The sequence below is a fragment of the Micromonospora sp. NBC_00362 genome (genome assembly GCF_026342155.1).
Lineage (GTDB): Bacteria > Actinomycetota > Actinomycetes > Mycobacteriales > Micromonosporaceae > Micromonospora > Micromonospora hortensis.
In genome coordinates this window covers 3,038,919-3,062,048 of record NZ_JAPENH010000001.1, presented here as the reverse complement: position 1 = coordinate 3,062,048, position 23,130 = coordinate 3,038,919, and the positions used below count along the sequence as shown (strand labels likewise).

The 23,130-nt window shown below is 72.9% G+C and carries 24 protein-coding genes; 17 read left to right on the top strand and 7 right to left on the bottom strand.

Annotation, left to right across the window (positions count from 1 at the left end; translation table 11 throughout):
- The first annotated feature begins 516 nt into the window (after positions 1–516).
- From OG992_RS13855 to OG992_RS13840, 4 genes are all read left to right on the top strand, one after another.
- Positions 517–1,680: a sensor histidine kinase gene (locus tag OG992_RS13855; RefSeq protein ID WP_266303424.1), complete on the top strand. Its 1,164-nt coding sequence runs from the start codon at positions 517–519 to the stop codon at positions 1,678–1,680.
- A complete protein-coding gene (locus OG992_RS13850; protein ID WP_112678685.1) occupies positions 1,677–2,333 on the top strand; it encodes a response regulator transcription factor in 657 nt (218 codons plus the stop codon). The genes OG992_RS13855 and OG992_RS13850 overlap by 4 nt, the downstream gene beginning before the upstream one ends.
- A gap of 114 nt (positions 2,334–2,447) precedes the next feature.
- Positions 2,448–4,007 carry a signal recognition particle protein gene (gene ffh / locus OG992_RS13845; RefSeq protein WP_238686666.1) on the top strand — a complete coding sequence of 520 codons (1,560 nt, stop codon included), beginning with the start codon at positions 2,448–2,450 and terminating at the stop codon, positions 4,005–4,007.
- Positions 4,008–4,072: 65 nt separating this feature from the next.
- Complete coding sequence (locus tag OG992_RS13840) at positions 4,073–5,152, top strand: amidohydrolase family protein (protein WP_266303423.1); 1,080 nt, start codon at positions 4,073–4,075, stop codon at positions 5,150–5,152.
- Positions 5,153–5,831: 679 nt separating this feature from the next.
- Here OG992_RS13840 and OG992_RS13835 read toward each other — a convergent pair.
- The gene (locus OG992_RS13835; RefSeq protein WP_266303422.1) at positions 5,832–6,428 is read right to left on the bottom strand and encodes a TetR/AcrR family transcriptional regulator; all 597 of its coding nucleotides are present in this window, start codon (positions 6,426–6,428) and stop codon (positions 5,832–5,834) included.
- A 238-nt stretch (positions 6,429–6,666) separates the two neighbouring features.
- Between OG992_RS13835 and proS the strand changes: the two genes are divergently transcribed.
- The 12 genes from proS (at position 6,667) to OG992_RS13775 (ending at position 15,000) form a co-directional block, all read left to right on the top strand.
- On the top strand, positions 6,667–8,073 hold the full coding sequence (gene proS, locus OG992_RS13830; RefSeq protein ID WP_266303421.1) for a proline--tRNA ligase: 1,407 nt from the start codon (positions 6,667–6,669) through the stop codon (positions 8,071–8,073).
- Positions 8,074–8,122: 49 nt separating this feature from the next.
- Positions 8,123–8,743, top strand: a complete 621-nt coding sequence (locus OG992_RS13825) for a DUF402 domain-containing protein (RefSeq protein ID WP_266303420.1) — start codon at positions 8,123–8,125, stop codon at positions 8,741–8,743.
- Between the two features lie 229 nt (positions 8,744–8,972).
- Positions 8,973–9,473: a 30S ribosomal protein S16 gene (gene rpsP, locus OG992_RS13820; protein WP_091400275.1), complete on the top strand. Its 501-nt coding sequence runs from the start codon at positions 8,973–8,975 to the stop codon at positions 9,471–9,473.
- A complete protein-coding gene (locus tag OG992_RS13815) occupies positions 9,448–9,708 on the top strand; it encodes an RNA-binding protein (RefSeq protein WP_186718042.1) in 261 nt (86 codons plus the stop codon). Before rpsP ends, OG992_RS13815 begins: the two co-directional genes overlap by 26 nt.
- Positions 9,708–10,301: a ribosome maturation factor RimM gene (gene rimM, locus OG992_RS13810; RefSeq protein WP_266303419.1), complete on the top strand. Its 594-nt coding sequence runs from the start codon at positions 9,708–9,710 to the stop codon at positions 10,299–10,301. Before OG992_RS13815 ends, rimM begins: the two co-directional genes overlap by 1 nt.
- 13 nt (positions 10,302–10,314) lie before the next feature.
- Positions 10,315–11,088, top strand: a complete 774-nt coding sequence (trmD, locus tag OG992_RS13805) for a tRNA (guanosine(37)-N1)-methyltransferase TrmD (protein WP_266303418.1) — start codon at positions 10,315–10,317, stop codon at positions 11,086–11,088.
- 143 nt (positions 11,089–11,231) lie between these two features.
- Complete coding sequence (gene rplS, locus OG992_RS13800; RefSeq protein WP_030335223.1) at positions 11,232–11,588, top strand: 50S ribosomal protein L19; 357 nt, start codon at positions 11,232–11,234, stop codon at positions 11,586–11,588.
- A gap of 183 nt (positions 11,589–11,771) precedes the next feature.
- The gene (gene lepB / locus OG992_RS13795; protein WP_266303417.1) at positions 11,772–12,641 is read left to right on the top strand and encodes a signal peptidase I; all 870 of its coding nucleotides are present in this window, start codon (positions 11,772–11,774) and stop codon (positions 12,639–12,641) included.
- A 10-nt stretch (positions 12,642–12,651) separates the two neighbouring features.
- Positions 12,652–13,287 carry a signal peptidase I gene (lepB, locus tag OG992_RS13790; RefSeq protein ID WP_238686885.1) on the top strand — a complete coding sequence of 212 codons (636 nt, stop codon included), beginning with the start codon at positions 12,652–12,654 and terminating at the stop codon, positions 13,285–13,287.
- A 53-nt stretch (positions 13,288–13,340) separates the two neighbouring features.
- Positions 13,341–13,874 (top strand): NUDIX hydrolase, encoded by a 534-nt coding sequence (locus tag OG992_RS13785; protein ID WP_266305203.1) that lies wholly within the window; start codon positions 13,341–13,343, stop codon positions 13,872–13,874.
- On the top strand, positions 13,868–14,680 hold the full coding sequence (locus OG992_RS13780; protein WP_238686884.1) for a ribonuclease HII: 813 nt from the start codon (positions 13,868–13,870) through the stop codon (positions 14,678–14,680). The genes OG992_RS13785 and OG992_RS13780 overlap by 7 nt, the downstream gene beginning before the upstream one ends.
- Positions 14,677–15,000 (top strand): DUF2469 domain-containing protein, encoded by a 324-nt coding sequence (locus OG992_RS13775; RefSeq protein WP_007075222.1) that lies wholly within the window; start codon positions 14,677–14,679, stop codon positions 14,998–15,000. The genes OG992_RS13780 and OG992_RS13775 overlap by 4 nt, the downstream gene beginning before the upstream one ends.
- Positions 15,001–15,063: 63 nt before the next feature.
- Here OG992_RS13775 and OG992_RS13770 read toward each other — a convergent pair whose 3' ends face one another.
- Positions 15,064–16,206, bottom strand: a complete 1,143-nt coding sequence (locus OG992_RS13770; RefSeq protein WP_266303416.1) for a sulfite oxidase — start codon at positions 16,204–16,206, stop codon at positions 15,064–15,066.
- A gap of 243 nt (positions 16,207–16,449) precedes the next feature.
- Here OG992_RS13770 and OG992_RS13765 point away from each other — a divergent pair, with 243 nt between their 5' ends.
- A complete protein-coding gene (locus tag OG992_RS13765) occupies positions 16,450–17,193 on the top strand; it encodes a murein hydrolase activator EnvC (RefSeq protein WP_266303415.1) in 744 nt (247 codons plus the stop codon).
- Here the strand turns inward: OG992_RS13765 and OG992_RS13760 are convergent.
- The 5 genes from OG992_RS13760 to OG992_RS13740 all read right to left on the bottom strand — a co-directional run bounded on the left by OG992_RS13760 (position 17,114) and on the right by OG992_RS13740 (position 22,964).
- Complete coding sequence (locus tag OG992_RS13760; RefSeq protein WP_266303414.1) at positions 17,114–18,295, bottom strand: aminotransferase class V-fold PLP-dependent enzyme; 1,182 nt, start codon at positions 18,293–18,295, stop codon at positions 17,114–17,116. The genes OG992_RS13765 and OG992_RS13760 overlap by 80 nt on opposite strands.
- 72 nt (positions 18,296–18,367) lie before the next feature.
- The gene (locus OG992_RS13755) at positions 18,368–19,480 is read right to left on the bottom strand and encodes a tyrosine recombinase XerC (protein WP_266303413.1); all 1,113 of its coding nucleotides are present in this window, start codon (positions 19,478–19,480) and stop codon (positions 18,368–18,370) included.
- Between the two features lie 365 nt (positions 19,481–19,845).
- Positions 19,846–21,057, bottom strand: a complete 1,212-nt coding sequence (gene dprA, locus OG992_RS13750) for a DNA-processing protein DprA (protein WP_266303412.1) — start codon at positions 21,055–21,057, stop codon at positions 19,846–19,848.
- On the bottom strand, positions 21,054–22,574 hold the full coding sequence (locus OG992_RS13745; RefSeq protein ID WP_266303411.1) for a YifB family Mg chelatase-like AAA ATPase: 1,521 nt from the start codon (positions 22,572–22,574) through the stop codon (positions 21,054–21,056). Before OG992_RS13745 ends, dprA begins: the two co-directional genes overlap by 4 nt.
- A gap of 30 nt (positions 22,575–22,604) precedes the next feature.
- Entirely contained in the window at positions 22,605–22,964 is a 360-nt protein-coding gene (locus OG992_RS13740) for a YraN family protein (RefSeq protein WP_238686877.1), read from the bottom strand.
- Between the last annotated feature and the right edge of the window lie 166 nt (positions 22,965–23,130).

The window sequence follows — 23,130 nt, the reverse complement described above, 5'->3', positions numbered from 1 at the left end:
CGTTCCCCGCGTTCCCCGCGTTCCCCGCGTTCCCCGCGTTCCCCGCGTTCCCCGCGTTCCCCGCGTTCCCCGCGTTCCCCGCGTTCCCCGCGTTCCCCGCGTTCCCCGCGTTCCCCGCGTTCCCCGCGTTCCCCGCGTTCCCCGCGTTCCCCGCGTTCCCCGCGTTCCCCGCGTTCCCCGCGTTCCCCGCGTTCCCCGCGTTCCCCGCGTTCCCCGCGTTCCCCGCGTTCCCCGCGTTCCCCGCGTTCCCCGCGGCGATCTTGCACTTTGTGTCCCCGCGTACCGCGCAAAAGCCACATCCTGGCGACACAAAGTGCAAGATCGCGAGGGCGAGGGCGAGGGCGAGGGCGAGGGCGAGGGCGAGGGCGAGGGCGAGGGCGAGGGCGATCGCGGGGGCGAGGGCGAGGGCGCGGGGGTGAGGGTGGATGGGCGGGGTGGGGGTACGTCCGGGGGCGTAGGGGCGGCGCCGCTCGTGGACGGACGTCGAGCGGCACCTGCGCGGGCAGAATGACGGCCATGCGACAGGGCGGGCAGTGGCGGTGGCCGGAGGTGGCGGCGGATGCCGCGCTGGCCCTGGTGCTGCTCGGGTTCGGGTTGCTCGCCACCGGCCTGGCCGGGGACAACCAGCCAGGGTCCAGGCCGGTGGACGCCGCCAGTCGGGCGCTGATCGCCGTCGCCGCGCTCGCCCTGCTGGTCCGGCGGCGCTCCCCCGTCGCCGCCCTCGCCGTGGTCACAGTGGCCACCTCGACGTACCTGCTGACCGGCTACCCGTACGGGCCGATTCTGGTCACGTTCCTGGTCGCGGTCTACACAGTGGCCGTGCGGCTGCCGGTGCGACCGGCGGCGCTCGCCACCGGTGGGGCGTTCGTCCTGTTGTTGGCGCACGTCTTCTTCGGGCAGGGGCCGGCGCCGGGTTGGACGGGAGTGCTGCCCGCGTCGGCCTGGGTGGTCGTACCGCTCGCGGTGGGGGTGGTGGTGCGGGTGAGCCGTGAGGCGACAGCGCGTACCCGTGCCGAAGAGGCCCGCAGACGAGTTGAGCAGGCGCGACGGCAGGCCGACGAGGAGCGGCTGCGCATCGCGCAGGAGGTGCACGACGTGGTGGGGCACGGGCTGGCCGCGATCAGCATGCAGGCGGAGATCGCCCTGCACCTGCTGCCGAAGCGGCCGGAGCAGGCGGAGGTGGCGCTGACCGCGATCAGCCGGACCAGCCGCGAGGCGCTGGACGAGCTGCGGGTCACCCTGGGCGCGGTGCGGCGGGGCGCGGAGCGCGGACCGGTACCCGGCCTGGCCCGGCTCCCCGCGCTGCGCGACCGGCTCGCCGGGGCGGGGCTCGCCGTCGAGGTGCGCGTGGTCGGGGACCCCCGGGAGGTGCCGGCCGCTGTCGACCTGGCCGCGTACCGGGTGGTGCAGGAGGCGTTGACGAACGTGCTGCGTCACGCGGGGGTGGCGAGCGCGGAGGTGACGGTGGGCTACCGCGCCGACGAGGTGACGGTCGAGGTCACCGACCGGGGGGTGGGTGCCGGCCGCCCCGGGACGGCTCCTGCCGACGACGAGGGTGGCCACGGTCTGGCCGGGATGCGGGAGCGGGTCGCGGCGCTGGGCGGGCGGTTGAGCACCGGGCCGCGCGCCGGGGGCGGGTTCCGGGTGTACGCCGGGCTGCCCGTGGAGCCGACGACGTGATCCGGGTGCTGATCGCCGACGACCAGGACCTGGTCCGGCTCGGGCTGCGCGCGCTGGTGGAGAGCGAGGACGACCTGGCGCTGGCCGGTGAGGCGTCCGACGGGCTGCGGGCTGTCGAGTTGGCCCGTCGGGAACGGCCGGACGTGGTGCTGATGGACATCCGGATGCCCGGCATCGACGGCATCGAGGCGACCCGCCGTATCGTCGCCGACCCCGACCTGACCGGCACGCGGGTGGTGGTGCTCACCACCTTCGAGCTGGACGAGTACGTCTTCGACGCGCTGCGCCACGGTGCGAGCGGGTTCCTCACCAAGGACACCAGACCGGCTGAGCTGCTGCGCGCGATCCGGCTCGTCGCCGAGGGGGAGGCGCTGCTGTCGCCGTCGGTGACCCGTCGGGTGGTGCGGGAGTTCGCGACCCGGCCGTCCCGGGTGCTTCGTCCGCACCCCCGACTCGAGGCGCTGACCGATCGGGAGCGGCAGGTCGTCGGCCTGGTCGGTGAGGGCCTGAACAACGAGGAGATCGCCGCACGGTTGGTGGTCAGCCCGGCGACCGCGCGGACCCACGTCAGCCGGGCGATGGGCAAGCTGGGAGCCCGGGATCGGGCCCAGCTCGTCGTGTTCGCGTACCAGTCGGGGTTGGTGTCGGGGTGAGGCCCGGGCCGGGCGACAGCGGCCCTACGGCCGGGCGGTTACCCTAGCGGTGGCCGGACTCCGCAGTGCCGGCCGCGTTGTGCCCGCCGGAACACTGACAAACGGGATGTTCGCGTGTTTGACACCTTGAGTGACCGCCTGTCCGGGATCTTCACCAAGCTCCGCGGCAAGGGGCGGCTCACCGACGCCGACATCGACGCCACCGCGCGCGAGATCCGCCTCGCGCTGCTGGAGGCGGACGTCGCGCTGCCGGTGGTCAAGGGCTTCATCGCGGCCGTCAAGGAGCGGGCGCGCAGCTCCGAGGTCTCCCAGGCGCTGAACCCGGCCCAGCAGATCATCAAGATCGTCAACGAAGAGCTGATCACCGTGCTCGGCGGCGAGGGCCGACGGCTCCAGTTCGCCAAGCAGCCGCCGACCGTGATCATGTTGGCAGGCCTCCAGGGTTCCGGTAAGACGACCCTCGCCGGCAAGCTGGCCCGCTGGCTCAAGGGCCAGGGGCACCAGCCGCTGCTGGTCGCCGCCGACCTTCAGCGTCCCAACGCCGTCGGGCAGCTCCAGGTGCTCGGTGGCCGGGCCGGTGTCGAGGTGTACGCCCCGGAGCCCGGCAACGGCACCGGTGACCCGGTGCAGGTGGCCCGCGCGTCGATCGAGCACGCGAAGCGCTCCGCACGCGACATCGTCATCGTCGACACCGCCGGCCGGCTCGGCATCGACGCCGAGATGATGCAGCAGGCCGCCGACATCCGCGACGCGGTCTCGCCGGACGAGGTCATCTTCGTCATCGACGCGATGGTCGGTCAGGACGCCGTCCGCACCGCTGAGGCGTTCCGCGACGGCGTCGGCATCACCGGTGTGGTGCTCTCCAAGCTCGACGGCGACGCCCGTGGTGGTGCCGCGCTGTCGGTCCGCGAGGTCACCGGGCAGCCGATCCTCTTCGCCTCCACCGGTGAGAAGCTGGAGGACTTCGACGTCTTCCACCCCGACCGGATGGCCAGCCGGATCCTCGGCATGGGCGACGTCCTCACTCTGATCGAGCAGGCCGAGCAGGCCTTCGACTCCGATCAGAAGGAGAAGATGACCGCCAAGCTGATGGGCGGTGAGCAGTTCACCCTGGACGACTTCCTCGACCAGCTCATCGCGGTGCGGCGGATGGGCCCGATCGCCAACGTCCTGGCCATGATGCCCGGCATGGGGCAGATGAAGGACCAGCTCGCCGAGCTGGACGACAGCCACTTCGACCGGGTCACCGCGATCATCCGGTCGATGACCCCGGGCGAGCGGACCAACCCGAAGATCATCAACGGTTCCCGCCGGGCGCGCATCGCCAACGGCTCCGGGGTCACAGTGATGGACGTCAACCAGCTGCTCAACCGCTTCGCCGACGCGCAGAAGATGATGAAGCAGATGGGCGGCATGATGGGCCTGCCCGGCGGTGGCCGCCGCAAGGCGACCAAGTCGCCGAAGAACAAGCGCAAGGGCACCAAGGGTGGCGGTCGCCCGCGTACCGGCGCCGGCGCCGGGATGCCCGCGGGCTTCCCGGGGGGTATGCCGCAGCTCCCGCCGGGGATGGACCCGAACGACCTCGCTGGCGGCCAGGGCCTGCCGCCCGGCTTCAAGCTCCCGAAGATCGACTTCAACAAGCTCGGCAAGGGTGGCGACAACCGCCCCCGCTGACCTCCGTGCGGGTCGAGGACGACCTGCTCGCCCCCGACGGGGAGTGATCGGGTAGGACTGTGCGCATGGCTCTTCATGTGCGCGGCGTGCTGCTCCCCGACGACGAGGTACGGGATCTCTGGCTGGTCGGCGACCGGGTGACCTTCACCCCGGTGCCCGGCGCGGAGACCGTCGTCGACGGTGGCTTCGTGCTGCCGGGGCTGGTCGACGCGCACTGCCACATCGGCATCGCCCGAGGTGGCGCCCCGATCACCTCGCTCGACCAGGCCCGCGCGTTGGCCCACGTCGACCGGGACGCCGGGGTGCTGGCGATCCGGGACGCCGGCTCGCCGTACCCGTACCCCGAACTCGACGACGAGCCGGGCCTGCCGCGACTGGCCCGCGCGGGCCAGCACGTCGCCCCGCCGAAGCGCTACCTGCGCGACATCGGCGTGGAGGTCGACGCGGCCGAGGTGGCCGCCACCGTGGCCGCGCAGGCGCGGGCCGGCAACGGCTGGGTCAAGCTGGTCGGCGACTGGATCGACCGGGGCGTCGGTGACCTGGCGCCAGCCTGGGACGCGGACACCCTCACCGCCGCCGTGCGGGCCGCGCACGACGCCGGGGTACGCGCCGCGGTGCACACGTTCTCCGAATCGGCCGTCGAGATCATGGTGCGGGCCGGGGTGGACTCGGTGGAGCACGGCACCGGGCTCAGCCTCGACCTGATCGACGAGATGGCCCGCCAGGGCACCGCCCTGGTCCCCACGATGATCAACATCGCGACCTTCGGGGGCATCGCCGAGCAGGCGCGGGGCAAGTTCCCCGGGTACGCCGACCACATGCTCGCGCTGCGCGACGGCTTCCCCGAGGTGGTGCGTGCCGCGCACGAGGCCGGGGTGCCCATCTACGTGGGCACCGACGCCGGCGGCGGCATCGATCACGGGCTGGCCGCCGAGGAGATGCTGCTGCTGCACGAACGGGCCGGCATGGCGCCCACCGACGTACTCGCCGCCGCCTCCTGGGGCGCCCGTGCGTGGCTCGGCTTCGCCGGCCTGGTCGAAGGCGGCCTCGCCGACCTGACCGTCTACCCCGAAGACCCCCGTAGTGACCTGCGCGTGGTCCGCGCCCCGTCGCGCACGATCCTCCGCGGCCGCGTCATCCGCTGACCCCCGCCGGCGCCCCGCCACCCGGTGTGGCGCCGGCCGAGCCTGACCGTGCGGACCGTGCAGGCCGTGTCGTGCCGGCCCGGCCCGCCGCCCGGCCCGGCCCGGCCCGCCGCCCGGCCCGGCGCGGCCCGGCGTGGCGTGGCGTGGCGTGGCCCGACCCGACCCGGCCCTACGCGGCGCGAGGCGGCCCGGCCCGGCGCAAGATCGTGCTCGATCCAGGTTGTAGTGGCATCCCCGAACCCCGAGGCCCCTACATCCAGGATCGAGCGCGATCTTGGTGTTCGGCGAGATCAAAACCCGCGCAACATCGGGGATGTTGCTGTCTCCCGCGCGCCTGAGGCAGCAACATCCGGCAAGTTGCTCGGATCTTGGTGCGGGGTGCGGGGTGCGGGGTGCGGGGTGCCGGGTGCGGGGTGCCGGGGTGCGGGGTGCGAGGTGCGGGCTGCGGGAGTGCCCGGGCTGCGGGGACGCGCGGGCGGGCGTGTGGGGTGCGCGGGGGTGCGGGGTGCCCGGGGTGCGGGGACGCGCGGGCGCGCGGCGTGCATGGTGCGGGAACGCGCGGGTGTGCGGGAACGCGCGGGGCGCGGCGTGTGCGGGGTGCGGGGACGTGCCGGGCGGGTGTGCGGGGTGCCCGGGCTGCGGGGACGCGCGAGCGGCCTGCGCGGTGCCCGCCGCGGGGTCAGGGGGCTGGGCGGGCGGCGGCGCTGAAGAGGTGTACGGCAAGGTCGGCGAGGGACGTGGCGGTCTGCTCGATCGGTTCACGGGGGAGCACGATGTGGCTGACCACCAGGCGGACGATGGTGTCGGCGGCGAAGGCCAGCGCGGCGTGGTCCGCTCCGGGCAGGTGGTCGCCGGCCCAGTCGATCAGAGCGCCGGACGCCTCGGTGAGCACCATCTCGGCCCGGGTGGTGAGGTACGGCAGTAGCTCGTCCGAGCCGCCCCGGGCGCTGGTCAGGATCGCCTTGATCAGCGGGTTTTCGGCCGCGGTGGTGAGGGTGTGCGCGATAGCCGCGTACGCGCCGGCGCGTACGTCGGTGCCGTGGGCGAGCAGAGCGGTCCGGACGGCGCCGACGAACCGGTCCACCTCGGCGCGGGCGAGCGCCTCGGCCAGCCCTGCCTTGCTGCCGAACTCGTTGTAGACGGTCTGTCGGCTCACCCCGGCGGCGTTCGCGACGGCACCCATCCGGACGCCGTCCCATCCGGTCGCGACTGTCAGCGCGCGGGCGGCGTCGACGATGCCGGTCCGGACCGGCGTAGGGCTCCTCTGCTCAATCATGGTGGTCGAAGTGTAGGCCGGCGTGTCGGCCGGACCGGTCGGCGATCGGGCTGGTCGGCTGCCGGTGTCGGGTCACCCGGCGCACCCGGTTCGGGGCCCGGTGTGCCAGATCGGGGGCCTCGGGCTCGGGGGTGCGAGCCGCTCCGGCGTGCCGATCGAGGAAGGTCCTGACGGCGGATGCCGACGATGCCGCGCCCGAGCGCACCACCCTGACGAGCGGCGCATAGGATGTGCGGTCATGGCACGCGTGCTCACTCCCCGTGCGGAGGATTTCCCCCGCTGGTACCAGGACCTGATCGCCAAGGCGAAGCTGGCCGACAACGGCCCGGTTCGCGGCACCATGGTCATCCGACCGGCCGCCTACGCGATCTGGGAGCGTATGCAGGCGGAGATGGACGCTCGGATCAAGGCGGCGGGTGCGGAGAACGCGTACTTCCCGCTGTTCATCCCTGAGAGCTACCTCAAGCGCGAGGCGCAGCACGTCGAGGGCTTCTCGCCGGAGCTGGCGGTCGTCACCCACGGTGGTGGCAAGCCCCTGGCCGAGCCGGTGGTGGTGCGTCCGACCAGCGAGACGGTCATCGGCGAGTTCATGGCCAAGTGGATCGACTCGTACCGGGACCTGCCGCTGCTGCTCAACCAGTGGGCGAACGTGGTCCGGTGGGAGCTCCGTCCGCGGATCTTCCTGCGTACCAGCGAGTTCCTCTGGCAGGAGGGGCACACCGCGCACGCCACCCGTGAGGACGCCCGGGTGTACGCGCGGCGGATCCTGCACGAGGCGTACGAGGACCTGATGGTCAACGTGATCGGCATTCCGGTGGTGGTCGGCCTGAAGACGACGCGCGAGCGCTTCGCCGGGGCGACGGCCACGTACACCTGCGAAGGCATGATGGGCGACGGCAAGGCGTTGCAGCTGGGCACCAGCCACGAGCTGGGCCAGAACTTCGCCAAGGCGTTCGACATCAGCTACTCCTCCAAGGAGGGCGGCCGGGAGCACGCCTGGACGACCTCCTGGGGCACGTCCACGCGGATGCTCGGCGGCCTGATCATGGCCCACGGCGACGACAACGGCCTGCGCGTGCCGCCGAGGCTCGCGCCGATCCAGGCGTACGTCATGATCGTCAAGGACGGCGACGGCGTCGGCGAGGCGGCGGCCAAGCTGCGCGACGGCCTGCGCGACGCCGGTGTCCGGGTCGCGCTCGACGACCGGACCGACACCCCGTTCGGCCGCCGGGCCGTCGACGCCGAGCTGCGCGGCTATCCGGTACGCGTCGAGGTCGGCCCCCGTGACCTGGCCGTGGGCAACGCGACGGTGGTGCGTCGGACCGACGGCTCGAAGACCCCGACGCCGGTGGCGGACGTGATCACCGCGGTGCTGGCCGCCCTGGAGACCGACCAGCAGGTGCTGCACGACCAGGCGCTGGCCAACCGCGAGTCCCGCACGGTGGAGGTGGCCACCCTGGCCGAGGCGATCGAGGCCGCCGCGACCGGCTGGGCGCGGGTGCCATGGTCGGCGATCGGCGTCGCCGGTGAGGCGGAGGCGAACGGCCAGGGCGTCACTGTGCGCTGCCTGTTGCGCGCCGACGGTTCGGTACCGGACTCGGAGGACGAGCCGGATCTCGTCGCCATCCTCGCCCGCGCCTACTGAGGTGCGGCCGGGCAACCCCGTCGACCGGTTCGCGCCGGGTCGGCTGATCATGCATCGGAACGTGCGGCACGGCCGGATCGGGTGGGTCCGGCCGGCCCGCGTGGTCAGCGACGACGATCGAGGGTTGCTGGTCTGGATCGCCCGGGACTCGCCGGTGGCCCACGAGGTGACCGAGGCCGGGTTGGGGATGCGGGCGATGCCGTTCGCCGAGTGGATCTCGTCGACGTACCGGTTGGCGGAGGGACGTTGGAACGGCCCGCCGCTGTTGAAGTTCCTGCCCACCGGGGCGGCGCACTCCGTCTGGTGGTTCCGGGACGCCCAGGGCCGGTTCGCCCACTGGTACGTGAACCTCGAGGAGCCCGGTGTCCGCTGGGACGACGGCTCGGTTGCCGGCGTCGACGTGGTGGACCAGGACCTGGACGTGGTGGTGTGGCCGGACCGCAGCTGGGAGTGGAAGGACGAGGGCGAGTTCGTCGAGCGGCTCGCCTTCGGCGCCGACTACTGGGTGACCGACGAGAAGGCGGTCCGCGCCGAGGGGGAGCGGGTGATCGCGCTCGCCGAGGCTGGCGAGTTCCCGTTCGACGGCACCTGGTGTGACTTCACACCCCCACCAGAGTGGGGCGTACCGGACAAGCTTCCGCCGGGATGGGACCGTCCGCCGGTGCGTTGAGTCGTGTTCCAGCTCACCCACGATGCGGTGTCCGGGTCCGATGCGTGCGATCGGCAGCGGATCTGGCAGAATGGGTCGCTGGTATCCGGCGCGCGTCCGGCGCCCTCTAACCCGGGCACGTCGCCAGTCCACCGAGTAGTCTCCGGCCCAACCCCACGGGTCCGGTCGGCGCTCACCCATGCACACCGCCCGCCTGGGCCGGTGAGATCGCAACAGGAGCGAAACAACTGTGGCCGTAAAGATCCGGCTCCTGCGGATGGGCAAGATCCGCAACCCGCAGTACCGCATCGTCATCGCCGACTCCCGCACCAAGCGTGACGGTCGGGCGATCGAGTTCGTCGGGATTTACCAGCCCAAGGAAGACCCCTCGATCATCGAGGTCAAGTCGGAGCGGGTCCAGTACTGGCTGTCCGTCGGCGCTCAGCCGAGCGAGGCGGTGCAGCGGCTGCTCGAGCTGACCGGTGACTGGCAGAAGTACAAGGGCCTGCCGGCCCCGCCGCCGCTCCTGGTCGCCCCCGAGCGGGCCGACCGCAAGGCGACGTACGAGGCTGAGGCGAAGGCCGCCGCCGGGCTCGCCCCGGAGACCCCGGCCAAGCCGGCCAAGAAGGCCGCCAAGGCTGCCGAGGCTCCGAAGACCGAGGCTCCCGCTGAGGCTCCGGCGGCCGAGGCTCCGAAGACCGAGGCTCCGGCCGAGGCGCCGGCCGCTGCCGACGCCGGTGAGCAGGCCTGACATGCCACTGCGTCCGGCGTTGGAGCACCTGGTCAAGGGCATCGTCGACCACCCGGACGACGTCCGGGTGCGGCTTGTCGATTCCCGTCGGGGCAAGCGGCTCGAAGTCCGCGTGCACCCCGAGGACCTTGGCACTGTGATCGGGCGGTCCGGCCGGACCGCCAAGGCGCTGCGCCAGGTGATCGGCTCCATCGGCGGGCGCGGGGTTCGCGTCGACATCGTCGACTCGTACTGATGCAGCTCGTCGTCGGCAGGATCGGCAAGCCGCACGGTGTCCGCGGTGAGGTCACCGTGGAAGTGCGGACCGACGAGCCCGAGGCACGGTTCGCCCCCGGCACAGTGCTGCGCACTGAGCCGGGGGCGACACCCCCGCCTGCGCGCAACACCGTGCTGGGCACCGAGCCGGGGGCGACACCTGCGGACGAGCCCGGGGTGCCGTTCCGGGTTCCCGCGGAGCTGACCATCGAGGAATCCCGCTTCCACCAGGGTCGGGTGCTGATCGCGTTCGAGGGCATCCCGGACCGCAACACCGCTGAGGCTCTGCGCGGGACGCTGCTCGTGGTGGACAGCGCCGACGTGACCCCACCGGACGACCCGGAGGAGTTCCACGACCACCAGTTGGTCGGGTTGGCTGTGGTGACCCCGGCCGGCGAACACCTGGGCGAGGTCGCCCGCATCGACCACGCGCCCTCGTCCGACCTGCTGGTGCTGCGGCGCCCCGAGGGGCGTATCGCGTTGATCCCGTTCGTCCGGGCGATCGTTCCGGAGGTCGACCTGGCCGGCGGACGTGTGATCGTCGACCCGCCAGCCGGCCTGCTCGACCTTTAGGACCAGCCCGCACATGCGCGTCGACGTCGTGTCGATCTTTCCGGAGTACTTCGCCCCGCTGGAGCTGTCGCTGATCGGACGGGCGCGGGCCAACGGCGTACTCCAACTCGCCGTGCACGACCTGCGGACCTGGACCCACGACGTGCACCGCACCGTCGACGACACCCCCTACGGTGGCGGGCCGGGAATGGTCATGCGCCCCGAGCCGTGGGGTGAGGCACTGGACGCCCTCGCGCCGGTCGACGCCCCACCGCCAAGGCTGCTGGTGCCGTCGCCGGCCGGTGCCCCCTTCACCCAGGCCATGGCGTACGAGTTGGCGGCCGAGTCGCATCTGCTCTTCGCCTGCGGCCGCTACGAGGGGATCGACCAGCGGGTCCTGGCGCACGCCGCCACCCGGATGCCGGTCACCGAGGTCTCGCTCGGTGACTACGTGCTCTTCGGCGGCGAGGTCGCGGTCCTGGTGATGCTGGAGGCGGTCACCCGGCTGCTGCCGGGGGTGCTGGGCAACGCGGGCTCGTTGGACGAGGAGTCGCACGCGCACGGGCTGCTGGAGGCGCCGATCTACACCAAGCCGCCGAGTTGGCGTGGGCACGACGTGCCGGAGGTGCTCCGCTCCGGTGACCACGGCAAGATCGCCCGCTGGCGGCGTGAGGAGGGTCTGCTGCGCACGGCCGCCCGCCGGCCGGACCTGCTGGCCGCGTTGCCGGCCGATCGGCTCGACAAACGGGACATCGCGGCCCTGGACCAGGCCGGATTTCAACCTCCGCCGGGGGATGTGGCAAAGTAGGGGGGTTGCCGCATCCGTCCGCGCCCGCGGTCGGCTGCGAGGATCCCCGACCGGGGTCGGTCCGCCGATCACCACCCGGGAATCAGAATCACCCACCCGCGCACCGAGTGACGGTGCGCCGTGAGCCTTACGAGGACGCAGCGATGAACATCCTGGACGCCCTTGACGCCCAGTCGAAGCGGACCGACCTTCCCGACTTCCGGGCCGGTGACACCGTCAAGGTGCACGCCCGCGTCGTCGAGGGCAACCGGTCCCGTGTCCAGATCTTCCAGGGCGTCGTGATCCGCCGCCAGGGTGACGGTCTGCGCGAGACCTTCTCGGTCCGCAAGGTCAGCTTCGGTGTCGGCGTCGAGCGGACCTACCCGCTCAACGGCCCGGGCATCGACCGGATCGAGGTCGTGACCCGCGGTGACGTGCGTCGCGCCAAGCTCTACTACCTGCGCGAGCTGCGCGGCAAGAAGGCCAAGATCAAGGAGAAGCGGGAGAAGCAGCCCAGCTGACTTCCCGCTCGCCACGCCGCCCGAGCTGCGCGTATGCCGTACCGACCAGAGCGCATTACCCTGGTCGATACGGGCGCAGCGAGGCGGCGGTCCCGCCCAGGTGGCGGGTAGTTGTCCACTACCGCCCGTGGAGCCTCGACGAGGCTCCCGGGCGGTGGTGTTTTCTGCGGACCGGGGAGTGGCGTGGTGCAGACGCTTGACGAGGACGGCACCGTCGATCCGTGGCGCCGACGGGCTCGCCGCACCCGCCGGCAGATGCCTCTCTGGCAGGAGTTGCCGCTGCTGCTGGTGGTCGCGTTCTGCCTCGCGGTGCTGATCCGCACCTTCCTGCTCCAGGCGTTCTTCATTCCGTCCGGCTCGATGGAGGACACCCTCCTCGTCGGTGACCGGGTGCTGGTCAACAAGGTCGTCTACGACGTTCGTGACCCGCTGCGCGGCGAGGTGGTGGTCTTCCGGGGCACCGACCGCTGGGCGCCGCAGGTCGACGAGCAGCCGAAGCCCGGCGTCGGCGGCCGGCTCGCCCGTACCGTCGGCGACCTGGTCGGGGTGAGCCGCCCCGGTGAGAAGGACTTCATCAAGCGGGTGATCGGTCTCCCCGGTGACCGGGTCAAGTGCTGCGACAGCCAGGGCCGGGTGACAGTCAACGGCATCCCGCTCAACGAGTCGTACGTCCTGCGGGACTCACCCCTGGACCTGCCACCCAACCCGGCGGAGTGTCGCTCCCGGCGCTTCGACGAGATCGTCGTGCCACCCGGTCAGATCTTCGTGATGGGTGACCACCGCGAGGTCTCCCAGGACGCGCGTTGCCAGGGGCCGGTGCCGATCGACAACGTGGTCGGGCGGGCCTTCATGGTGGTCTGGCCGTCGTCGCGGTGGAGCGCGCTGTCGGTGCCGTCGACGTTCGAGGACGTCTCCGGGCCGGCCACGGCGTCCACCGCTGCGCCTCCGGCGCGACCGACCCCGCAGGGCGGTGTGCTGCTGATGCTTCCGTTGGCAGCCGCGCTACGGGGTTCCCGCGCGTTCCGGACGGTGGCGTCCAGCCGGGCAACGTAGGCTCCTTGGCGTGATTGACGAGCAGACCGACAAGCCGCGCAGCTCCTTCTGGAAGGAGCTGCCGATCCTGCTGGGTGTGGCGATCCTGGTCGCGGTGCTGGTCCGCGCCTTCGTGCTGCAGACCTTCTTCATCCCATCCCCGTCCATGGAAAACACTCTCAAGATCGATGACCGGGTGCTGGTCAACAAGCTTGTCTACGACTTCCGGTCACCGCACCGCGGCGAGGTGATCGTGTTCAAGGCTCCGACCGCGTGGAGCGGCAACCCCGATGGTGAGGACTTCATCAAGCGGGTGATCGGCATCCCCGGCGACCACGTGGTCTGCTGCGACCCCGAGGAACGGCTGATGATCAACGGCAAGTCGCTGGACGAGCCGTACATCTTCTCCATGGACGGGATTCGCGACAAGGCCGCCGACCAGGAGTTCGACATCACCGTGCCGGAGGGCCGGCTGTGGGTGATGGGCGACCACCGGTCGGCCTCCGGCGACTCGCTGGAGCACTGGCAGCAGTCCGGGCAGAACATCACCGAGGCCACCATCCCCGAGGACGACGTGGTCGGGCGGGCGTTCACCGTCTTCTGGCCGGTCAACCGGGCCACCTGGCTGACGGTGCCCGACGGGTTCGACGGCATTCCCAAGCCGTAGGCCGACGGGGCGTGGGCGATCCGTCGTCGGTCTGGCAGGCTGGTGCGGTGACCGTGAGCGCGAGGAGTGAGCCTGCGAGCCCCGCAGCCGCGAGCAGTGGCGACCGTGCCTACACCCCTCGACGCGCGGCTCGCGTGCTGCTCGTCGACGCGGCCGGCCGGGTCCTGCTGTTCGAGGGCTTCGATCCGGCCCGACCCGGGCACCGCTACTGGTTCACTCCCGGCGGCGGGCTCGATCCGTCGGAGTCCCCGGCGGCGGGCGCGGCCCGGGAGTTGGCCGAGGAGACCGGCCTGCGGCTCGACCCGGCCCAGTTGGGCGAGCCGGTCTGGTCCGACGCGACCGAGTTCTCCTTCGACGGCATCTGGTACCGCCAGGAGCAGGATTTCTTCCTCTTCCGGGTGGACTCCTGGCGGGTGGACACCACGGGCTTCAACGACATCGAGCGACGCAGCATCGCCGACCACCGCTGGTGGGTTCCGGCTGAGCTGGCGGCCAGCGGCGACCGGTTCTACCCGCCCGAACTGCCCGCCCTGCTGACCCGACTGGGGCAGTCGAGCACCGCCGGCCGGGGAGAGGCGTCGTGCTGACCCCGCCGCGCACTGTGGTGCGCCGCGAGGCGGGCCTGTACGCCCTGGAGCGGGCGTTGCAGCGCCGTGGCTTCCGGCACGTCGCCGGCGCCGACGAGGCGGGCCGCGGGGCGTGCGCCGGTCCGCTGGTCGCCGCCGCTGCGGTGCTGCCCGAGGGGCGGCGCGGCGAGATCGAGGGGCTGGCCGACTCGAAGCTTCTCACCCCGGCCAGCCGGGAACGGGTGTACGCGGAGGTCGTGGACCGGGCGCTCGCGTACGCCGTGGTGGTCATCCCGGCCGAGGAGGTCGACGCCCGGGGTCTGCACGTGTGCAACCTGGCCGCGATGCGCCGGGCGCTCGCCTCGCTCACCACCCGCCCGGAGTACGTGCTGACCGACGGGTTCGGCGTGGACGGCCTGGGTGTGCCCGGGTTGGCGGTGTGGAAGGGCGACCGGGTGGCCGCGTGTGTGGCGGCTGCCAGTGTGCTGGCCAAGGTCACCCGGGACCGGCTCATGGTCGAGTTGGACGGGGTGTTCCCGGCGTACGGCTTCGCCGAGCACAAGGGCTACATCACCCCGGAGCATTCGGCGGCGCTGCGGGAGCACGGGCCGTGCCGGGAGCACCGGTTCTCGTACGTCAATGTCGCCGCGGTCTCCGGCCGCGACGGCCGGCCGCCGCGCGCCCGACGGCCCGGCGGTCACGGCCTGGATGAGCCGATGGAGCGCTCGTGGGCGTCAGGGGGTACCGTCGGCGTGGCGTTGGGCGAGCAGCCTCGGCCTCCGACGCCGGTGGGGGAAGATGTGGCCATGGAAGGCGGAGTGCGATGAGCGCGGAAGATCTCGAGAAGTACGAGACCGAGATGGAGCTGCAGCTCTACCGGGAGTACCGCGACATTGTCCGCCAATTCTCCTACGTGGTGGAGACGGAGCGTCGGTTCTACCTGGCCAACCAGGTCGACCTGCACGTGCGTAACTCCGACGGCGAGGTCTACTTCGAGGTCGAGATGCACGACGCCTGGGTGTGGGACATGTACCGTCCCGCCCGCTTCGTGAAGAACGTCCGGGTGATGACCTTCAAGGACGTCAACGTCGAGGAGCTGGAGAAGCCCGACATCTCACTGCCCGCCGACTCCGGCTTCGGCGGCTGAGCGCACCCGAGCCGCCGGGCAGTGCCACGGGCCCCCCACCCGTGGCGTGACACCCGCCGCCGATCACTCGGCCGGCACCACGACCTCGACCCGCTGCACCATGTTGTTGGCGAAGCCGCCACGATTCCATTGTTGCTCGACCGACTGGGTTCGCCCGGACGCGTCGGTAGCCCGCGCGCCGAGCACGTACCGGCCGGGGGTGGCGACCCACTCGTGCCGCCAGCGCCGCCAGGCGAAGTCCCCCGCGTCCGTCGGGTCCAGTTCGGCCGGCGTCCAGCTCTGGCCCCCGTCGGTGGTCACCTCCACGGCGACCACCGGAGCGTGCCCCGACCAGGCCCGACCATCCAGCGTGCACGGGCCCTGTCGCAGCACTCGACGGCGGGACATGAAGTCGGGGAAGCCGGGCGGGCGGACCAGCGCCCGCGGCTCGATCCGGGTCACCGGCACGCCCGGGTCGTCGGCGTCGCGGCGTACCCGGTAGGCCACCGCGTTCTGGTACCCCTCGAACGGCGCGGTCCGCAGCTCGATCGAGTGGACCCACTTCACGTGCGCCATGCCGTACCAGCCCGGCACGATCAGCCGCAGCGGCGCGCCGTGCTGCGGCAGCAGGGGAGCGCCGTTCATCTCGTACGCCAGCAGCACCTCCTCGCGCAGCGCGTCGGCGACCGGAAGCGCCCGCTGGTAGTCCTGCTCGATTCCGCGCTCCACGCCGTGATCGGCGCCGGTGAAGACGACGTCCACCGCGTCCGGGTCGACGCCCGCCTCGCGCAGCAGCGGAGCGAGGGGGGTGCCGGTCCACTCGGCGTTGCCGACCGCCTCGACAAGCCACGGCTGGCTGACCGGCCGGGGGTGCAGAAGGGCCCGCCCGTTGCCGGCGCACTCCAGTGTCACCTGCCGGGTGACGCGGGGCCGCTCGCGCAGGTCGGCGAGGGTGAGCGTCAACGGACGGTCCACAGCGCCGCCGATGGTCAACGTGTGCGTCGCCGGGTCGAGTTCCGGGATGTCGTAGTGGATCAACAGGTAGTGCAACCCGGCCGGTGTGACGTCGTAGCGCAGCGCCTCCAACGGGATGCCGTGGTTGCGGGCCGCGAGCTGCAACTCCTCGGCGCTGATCGTCTCGTCCGGCTCCGCGAGCCGGGACGGGCCGCTGACGTCGGCCACGGTGGGCCCGGTGGAGGACGGCGTCCGGTCATCGAGAGTGGTCATGCGGCCTCCCCGGCACAGACGGCGGCACCCGCCGTACGCGGCCCAGCCTAGGCCCTCCGTGGCGGCCCGAAAACGGCACCGGAGGTACGGCGGCGTTCGCGCGACGGCCGTGGACAGCGTCCCGCCGTTCCCGGCATAGCAGATCATCGAGGGCATCGGGTGGTCGTCCACAGCACCTCCGGTTGTCCACAGCCCCGTCGGCAGGGCCGGCGGACGACCCCGCCTCGGCAGCAGGCTGGCGTCATGCGAGAGCCATCCGTCCGTTCGATCCGCCGCACGCTGCTGCTCTGCGCCGCGCTCCCGCTCGCACTGACCGTCCAGCTCTGCGGGCTGGCGGTGCTGATAGCGGCGGTGCCCGGCCAACCACCGACCCCGACCGTGCCGGCCGCGGCCCTGGCGGAGCCGGTCGCGGCCCCGAGCGTGCCGGTCGCTGGCCTGGCCGTGCTGGCAGTCGACCCGGTGCCCGCCGGGCGGTTCCGCTGGCCGGTGGACGGGCCACCCCGTCCGGTGCGCCGGTTCGACAGGCCGCCGCGACCGTGGCTGCCCGGCCATCGCGGCGTCGACCTGGCCGCCCCCGCCGGAGCGGTGGTCCGCAGCGCCGGGCCGGGCACAGTGCTCTTCGCCGGCCTGGTGGCCGGTCGACCGGTGGTCACCGTCGGGCACGCTGACGGGCTACGAACCACCCACGAACCGGTCCAACCCGCCGTACGCCCCGGCCAGCCGGTCACCGCCGGCGCTCCGCTGGGCGAGTTGCTGCGCGGGCATCCGGGGTGCCCGGCCGAGGCGTGCCTGCACTGGGGCCTACGCCGGGGCGAGGAGTATCTCGACCCGCTGGCCCTGCTCGGCCTCAGCCCGGTGCGTCTGCTCCCGGCCGGTCCGGTCCCGGTGTCCGCTTCCGGCCGTCAGGTCAGCGCTGGGCGAGCAGTGCCGGCAGCCGTGCGCCCAGCCGTTCGTACTCGTCGGCGGCGTTGTAGACCTGGCCGGTGAGTCGCAGCCACCCCCGACCACTCCAACTCATCACCGCCACCTCGGCGGCGAGCCGCTCACCGATCCGCGCCTGCAACGCCCGCGCCGCGTCGATAGTGGTGCCCGTGCCGGCCGGCAGCGGGATGAGGCGCAGCGCCACCCCCGGCCCACCGGGGTCGGGCAGATCGGCGGGGGCCACCCCCAGGGCGTCCCCCACCACCCGCTGGCCGTACGCGGCGAGCGCCGCGTTGTGCGCCCGCACCCGGTCGACGCCGAGACCGCGCATGGTGAACAGGCCCGCCGGGGCGGCCAACCAGGGCGTGTAGTCAAGCGTCGCCTGCCACTCGAGCCGGGCCGGGAAACCCGACTCCTGCTCCCAGGACACCACCAGTGGCTCGATCCGGTCCCGCCACTGCGGTGCCACAGCCAGCAGGGCCGTCCCGCGCGGGGCGTACGCCCACTTGTGCAGGTTGCCCACCCAGAAGTCCGCGCCGATGCTGGCAACAGTGGTGGGCAGCATGCCCGGGGCGTGCGCGGCGTCCACCAGGACCGGCACGCCGTGTTCGCGGGCCACCGCGACGATGGCGGCGGTCGGAAAGAGCTTGGCGGTGGCCGAGGTGAGCTGGTCGACGACGAGCAGCCGGGTCCGCCCGGGGCGCAGTCCGGCGCGGATGCTCTGCACGATCTGCTCGTCGGTGGCGGCCAGGGGGATCGGCAGGACCCGGCTGACCGCGCCGGTGCGACGGCACTCGCGCTGGATGGCCAGGCTCACCGCCCCGTACCCGTGGTCGGTGCTCAGCACCTCGTCGCCGGCCTTGAGGCCCACCGACTGGAGCACCACGGCGACGCCGGTGGTGGTGTTGCCCACCAGGGCACTGCCGTCCGGGTCGGCGCCCAGGAACCCGGCCAGGTGCCGGCGGGTGTGCGCGATCCGGTCGACCAGCCCCTGCGTGAAGAAACGCAGCGGGTTCGCCTCCATCTCGTCGCGCAGCCGCTGCTGGGCGCGCTGCACGCCGATCGGCACCGCGCCGAACGAGCCATGGTTGAGGTGGCTGACCGCCGGGTCCAGGGAGAAGAGCAGACGGGCGCCCGGGATCGGCTCAGGAGGATTCGGGACGCTCACTTGATGATCGTAACCGCCTCGCTCGCGCGCCCTCCGACCCTTGATCAGGCGCGGGCGCCTAACGGCCCTTGATCAGGCGCGCGGGTGCGCCTGCCGGTACGCGGCACGCAGCCGTTCGACCGAGACGTGGGTGTAGATCTGCGTGCTCGCCAGCGACGAGTGGCCGAGCAGCTCCTGCACCGCACGCAGGTCCGCGCCACCCTCCAGGAGGTGGGTGGCCGCGGAGTGGCGTAGATCGTGCGGGCTGGTCCGGGGCAGTCCGGTGGTCTCTGCGTACGCACCGACGATCTGACGCGCGGTCGTCGGGTTGAGCCGACCACCCCGGGCACCCAGCAGCAGCGCGTCGCCCGAGCGGGCGCCCACCATCGCCGGGCGGCCCTGGCGCAGCCAGTCGTCCAACGCCCGCTGGGCGGGCACCCCGTACGGCACCGAGCGCTCCCGCCCGCCCTTGCCGAACACCCTGATCACCCGCCGGCCGTGATCGACGTCGCCGACGTCCAACCCGCACGCCTCGCTGACCCGTACGCCGGTGGCGTAGAGCAACTCCAGCAGCACCCGGTCCCGTAGCGGCACCGCCTCGGCCGCTTCCGCTGCACCCGACGCCGGCCCGGCCGCCGCGTCCGTCCGCACTGCGTCGGCGCGCGCCTGGTCCGGGAGTTCTGGGTCGGCGCGCGTCTGGTCCGGGAGTTCTGGGTCCGTGCGCGTCTGGTCCGGGAGTTCTGGGTCCGTGCGCGTCTGGTCCGTGGGCGGTGCCTGCCGGGACGGTGCCTCGACCAGAGCGGCGGCCTGGTCGGCGCGCAGCACGCTGGGCAGTTCCCGGTGCGCGCGAGGGCTGGCCAGTGCGGCGCCCACGTCGGCGGGGAGCAGCCCGGCCCGGTGTGCCCAGGCGCTGAATGCCCGCGCCGACGCGGCCCGCCGGGCCAACGACGTGCGAGCGGCACCCGTGGTGCGCTGCCGCGCCAGCCAACTGCGCAGCACCGACAGGTCCAGCTCGGCGAGGTCGACGCAGCCCATCCGGACGGCGTGGTCGAACAGCGAGACCAGATCGGTGACGTACGCGCGGACGGTGTGCGCCGACCGGTTACGGACCCGGGACAGGTGCTCGGCGAAGTCGTCGATAGCGTCGCGCAACGCTGGCGGCAGTGCCTGGTGCATGGCCCGGGTGCCCCGGTCCGCCCGGCTCATCGTGGCCGCGCCGACGTGCCGGCCGGTTCCTCGGCCCCGGCACCCTCACTGACGGCTGACACGGCACCAGCCTACGGCCGGCCCGCCGCCGCCACGGGACACGACGGCGCCGGTGTCCACCCCCGACTATCGGCGGTTGTTCCTCTTGCTCAGGAAGACGAGCAAGCCGACAACGAGCACGGCGGTCACGACGAGACAGCAGAGCACGCTGATGTGCCACGGCTTGATTGCACCCATGACCGGGCACGGTACCGGCAGTACCGGCTGGCCGGGACCCCGACCGCGAGCGGCCGGCCGGATTCCGGCCGTGAGAGGTACGGGCATCCGGACGGCCACCCCGGCCGGGGTGGCGGTCACGCATCCGCTCAGGTAACAGCTCGACCGGACGCCGCCGCTCGCTCGGGTTTGGCGGGTGGGGCGAGGGCGTAGCCGTCATCGCGACGGACCACCATGGACAGCTCCTCCAGCAGAGACAGCTTGCGCAACGCGGTCCGTAGGTCGACGCCCGCGCGGGCGGAGAGCCGGTCCACGCCCATCGCGCCTCGGCGGGGCAGAGCCTCCAGCAGCGACCGCGTGTCGTCGTCCAGCGCGTCGGTGGCCCGCTGCGGTCCACGCGCTGGCGGGGCCAGGTCCGCGCCGATCCGACCCACCTCCTCCAGCACGTGCGCCACCCCGGTGACCAGCCGGGCCTTGTCGGGGAACTCGCGCAGGAACTCGTGGGCACCGACGGACATCGCCGAGGTCACCGGGCCCGGCACCACCATGGCCACCCGATTGGCGTGAATGGCTCGCCGCGCGGTCTGCGTCGCGCCACTGCGCGCCGACGCCTCCACCACGACGGTGCCCCGGGTGCCTGCGGCGATCACCCGGTTGCGGATCAGGAACCGGGGCCGCAGCGGCTCGGCACCGGGCGGCCACTCGCTGACCAACAGCCCCGTCTCGGCGATCCGGTCGAAGAGGGCGGCGTTGCCCATCGGGTACGGACGGTCCAGCCCGCAGGCGAGCACCGCGACGGTCAGACCGCCCGCGGTGAGTGCGCCCCGGTGGGCGGCGGCGTCGATGCCGAACGCGCCACCGGACACGACCGTCCAGTCCCGCTCGGCCAGGCCGTACCCCAGCTCGGTCGCGACGTGCTGCCCGTAACCGGTCGCCGCCCGCGCCCCCACCACGGCCACCGAGCGATCCAGAGCCTCACCGAGCGGCCAGCTCCCGCGTACCCAGAAGCAGAGCGGCGGGGCGGTCTCACCGTCCACCCGGCGGCTGACGTCCGGTAGCCGCATCGCGGCCAGGCTGGCGACCTGGGCCGGCCACTCCTCGTCGTCCGGCGTGACCAGCCGGGCACCCAGGCGGTCCCCCCGTTCCAGGGCTTCCGCGGCCACCGCTCGCACGTCGCCGGCCGCCGAGCGTGCCGCGACAGTGGTGTGCAGCCAACCGCTCGGGCTGCCGCCGTCGAGCAGCAGATCCAGTGTCGCCACCGGGCCGTGCCGTTCGACCAGGTGATGCACCGCGCGCGTGCCCGGCTCCGCCAACCAGGTCAGGGCGACCCGGGCCAGCCTTCGTTCCTCCTCGGCGCTCACGCCGCCTCCCCCGTCCGTAGTTGAAGTGCCTCCCGGACGTCGTCCTGGTCAGGTCGGTCGCGACCGTCCAGATCGGCGATGGTCCAGGCCATCCGGATCACCCGGTCGAAGCCGCGCGCCGACAGCGAGCCGGAGTCGAGCCGGCCCCGCAGCTCCACGGTGACCCGGGCCGGCAGCCGCCACGGCGGTCGGCGCAGGTGCGGCCCTTCCACCTCGGCGTTGAGCCGTCGGCCGAGGCCGGCCCAGCGGCTGGCCGCCGCCTGCCGGGCCGCCGCCACCCGGGCGGCGACCGTCGCCGAGGGCTCGACATCGCCGTCGGTCGCCATCAGCTCGGCCGCCCGCACCGGCATCAGCCGCACCTGGACGTCGATCCGGTCGAGCAGCGGCCCGGAGAGCCTTCCCAGGTAGCGGCGGCGAACCAGCGGCGAGCACTCGCAGTGCGCGTCGCCGGCCGGCTTCGCGCACGGACACGGGTTGGCCGCCAGCACCAACTGGGTGCGGGCCGGATACACGGTGCCGCCTCCGCTGCGGCTCAGCTGGATGCGGCCGTGCTCCAGCGGCTGGCGCAGCGCCTCCAGCGCACCCTTGCTGAATTCGGGAGCCTCATCCAGGAAGAGCACCCCGCGATGCGCGAGCGACACCGCGCCGGGTCGGGCCAGCCCCGAGCCGCCCCCGACCAGCGACGGCACTGTCGCGGTGTGGTGCGGCGCCTGGAACGGTGGGCGCCGCAGCAGCCGACCACCCGGCGGCAGCAGCCCGGCGACCGAGTGCAGCGCGGTGACCTCCAGCGCCGCGTCGTCGTCCAGCTCGGGCAGGATCGACGGCAGCCGTTCGGCGAGCATCGTCTTGCCGGCGCCCGGTGGGCCGAGCAGTGCCACGTGGTGCCCGCCGGCCGCGGCGACCTCCAGGGCGCGCCGACCCAACTGCTGCCCGGCGACGTCGGCGAGATCCGGCCCACCGGCCGGCGGCTCCGGGATGTCCGCCGGTGGTTCGATCAGCGGCGTTCCGTCCCGAACGAACGCGACGAGCCGGTGCAGGGTGTCCACCGCTCGCACCCGTACCCCGGGGATGACGGCGGCCTCGGCGGCGTTGCCGACCGGGACGATCACCCGCGCGATGCCGGCCTGGGCTGCGGCGGCGACCATCGGGAGTACGCCGCGCACCGGCCGGACCGTCCCGTCGAGCCCCAACTCGCCGAGGACCACCACCCCCTCCAGTGGGAGCAACGGCAGTTCACCCGAGCCGCCCAGCAGCGCTGCGGCGATGGCCAGATCGAAGGCCGACCCGAACTTCGGCAGCGTGGCGGGCAGCAGGTTGAGGGTGATCCGCCGGTTGGGCCAGCGCTGGCCGGAGTTGACAACGGCCGCGCGGACCCGGTCACGGGCCTCGTGCAGGGCGGTGTCCGGCAGACCGGAGATCACCACCGCCGGCAGGCCGGCGGCCAGGTCGGCCTCCACCTCGACGAGGTGGCCGGTCACCCCGACCAGCCCCACGCAGAGCACCTTCGCGTAGCTCACGGCGCGTCACCGATCTTCCCGATACGCATGTCAGAACGCGCCCTTGAGGTGGTCGACCTGCGCTGGACCGGCGTGGGGCAGCCGTACCGACAGCACGTCGAAACGCACCTCCTCGGCGGTCGTACCGGTCTCGGTCAGCCACCGCGCGGCGAGCCCTCGCAGCCGGCGGGCCTTGGCCGGCACGACCGCCTCGGCCGGGGTACCGAAGCTCTCACCCCGTCGGGTCTTCACCTCGCAGAAGGCGAGCACGGGCCCGTCCCACGCGATGATGTCGATCTCCCCGGCCGGGCAACGCCAGTTTCGGGCGATCGGGCGCAGCCCCGCCTCGGTCAGGTGCCGGGCCGCACATTGCTCGCCGTACGCGCCAACCGCCTGGTTCCGCTTCGTCATGGCCGGCACGGTGCCCTCCGGAGGGTGATCGCCGCGACCCGGCAACGGCCCACCTGTGGACAACGGGGGTGCTGTGGACAACCGGATGATCACGCCCGCCCTGTGCTACGGCCTCCCACCGAACCCGCGCAGCAATCGCCCAGGCGGCCCAAGGACACCCCCTGCG

Excerpts from the sequence above, each read along its gene's own strand:
- OG992_RS13855 (WP_266303424.1), top strand. The coding sequence starts at position 517 with ATGCGACAGGGCGGGCAGTGGCGGTGGCCGGAGGTGGCGGCGGATGCC.
- OG992_RS13840 (WP_266303423.1), top strand. The coding sequence starts at position 4,073 with ATGGCTCTTCATGTGCGCGGCGTGCTGCTCCCCGACGACGAGGTACGG.
- OG992_RS13835 (WP_266303422.1), bottom strand. The coding sequence starts at position 6,428 with ATGATTGAGCAGAGGAGCCCTACGCCGGTCCGGACCGGCATCGTCGAC.
- proS (WP_266303421.1), top strand. The coding sequence starts at position 6,667 with ATGGCACGCGTGCTCACTCCCCGTGCGGAGGATTTCCCCCGCTGGTAC.
- OG992_RS13825 (WP_266303420.1), top strand. The coding sequence starts at position 8,123 with ATGCATCGGAACGTGCGGCACGGCCGGATCGGGTGGGTCCGGCCGGCC.
- rimM (WP_266303419.1), top strand. The coding sequence starts at position 9,708 with ATGCAGCTCGTCGTCGGCAGGATCGGCAAGCCGCACGGTGTCCGCGGT.
- trmD (WP_266303418.1), top strand. The coding sequence starts at position 10,315 with ATGCGCGTCGACGTCGTGTCGATCTTTCCGGAGTACTTCGCCCCGCTG.
- rplS (WP_030335223.1), top strand. The coding sequence starts at position 11,232 with ATGAACATCCTGGACGCCCTTGACGCCCAGTCGAAGCGGACCGACCTT.
- OG992_RS13775 (WP_007075222.1), top strand. The coding sequence starts at position 14,677 with ATGAGCGCGGAAGATCTCGAGAAGTACGAGACCGAGATGGAGCTGCAG.
- OG992_RS13770 (WP_266303416.1), bottom strand. The coding sequence starts at position 16,206 with ATGACCACTCTCGATGACCGGACGCCGTCCTCCACCGGGCCCACCGTG.
- OG992_RS13765 (WP_266303415.1), top strand. The coding sequence starts at position 16,450 with ATGCGAGAGCCATCCGTCCGTTCGATCCGCCGCACGCTGCTGCTCTGC.
- OG992_RS13755 (WP_266303413.1), bottom strand. The coding sequence starts at position 19,480 with ATGAGCCGGGCGGACCGGGGCACCCGGGCCATGCACCAGGCACTGCCG.
- OG992_RS13740 (WP_238686877.1), bottom strand. The coding sequence starts at position 22,964 with ATGACGAAGCGGAACCAGGCGGTTGGCGCGTACGGCGAGCAATGTGCG.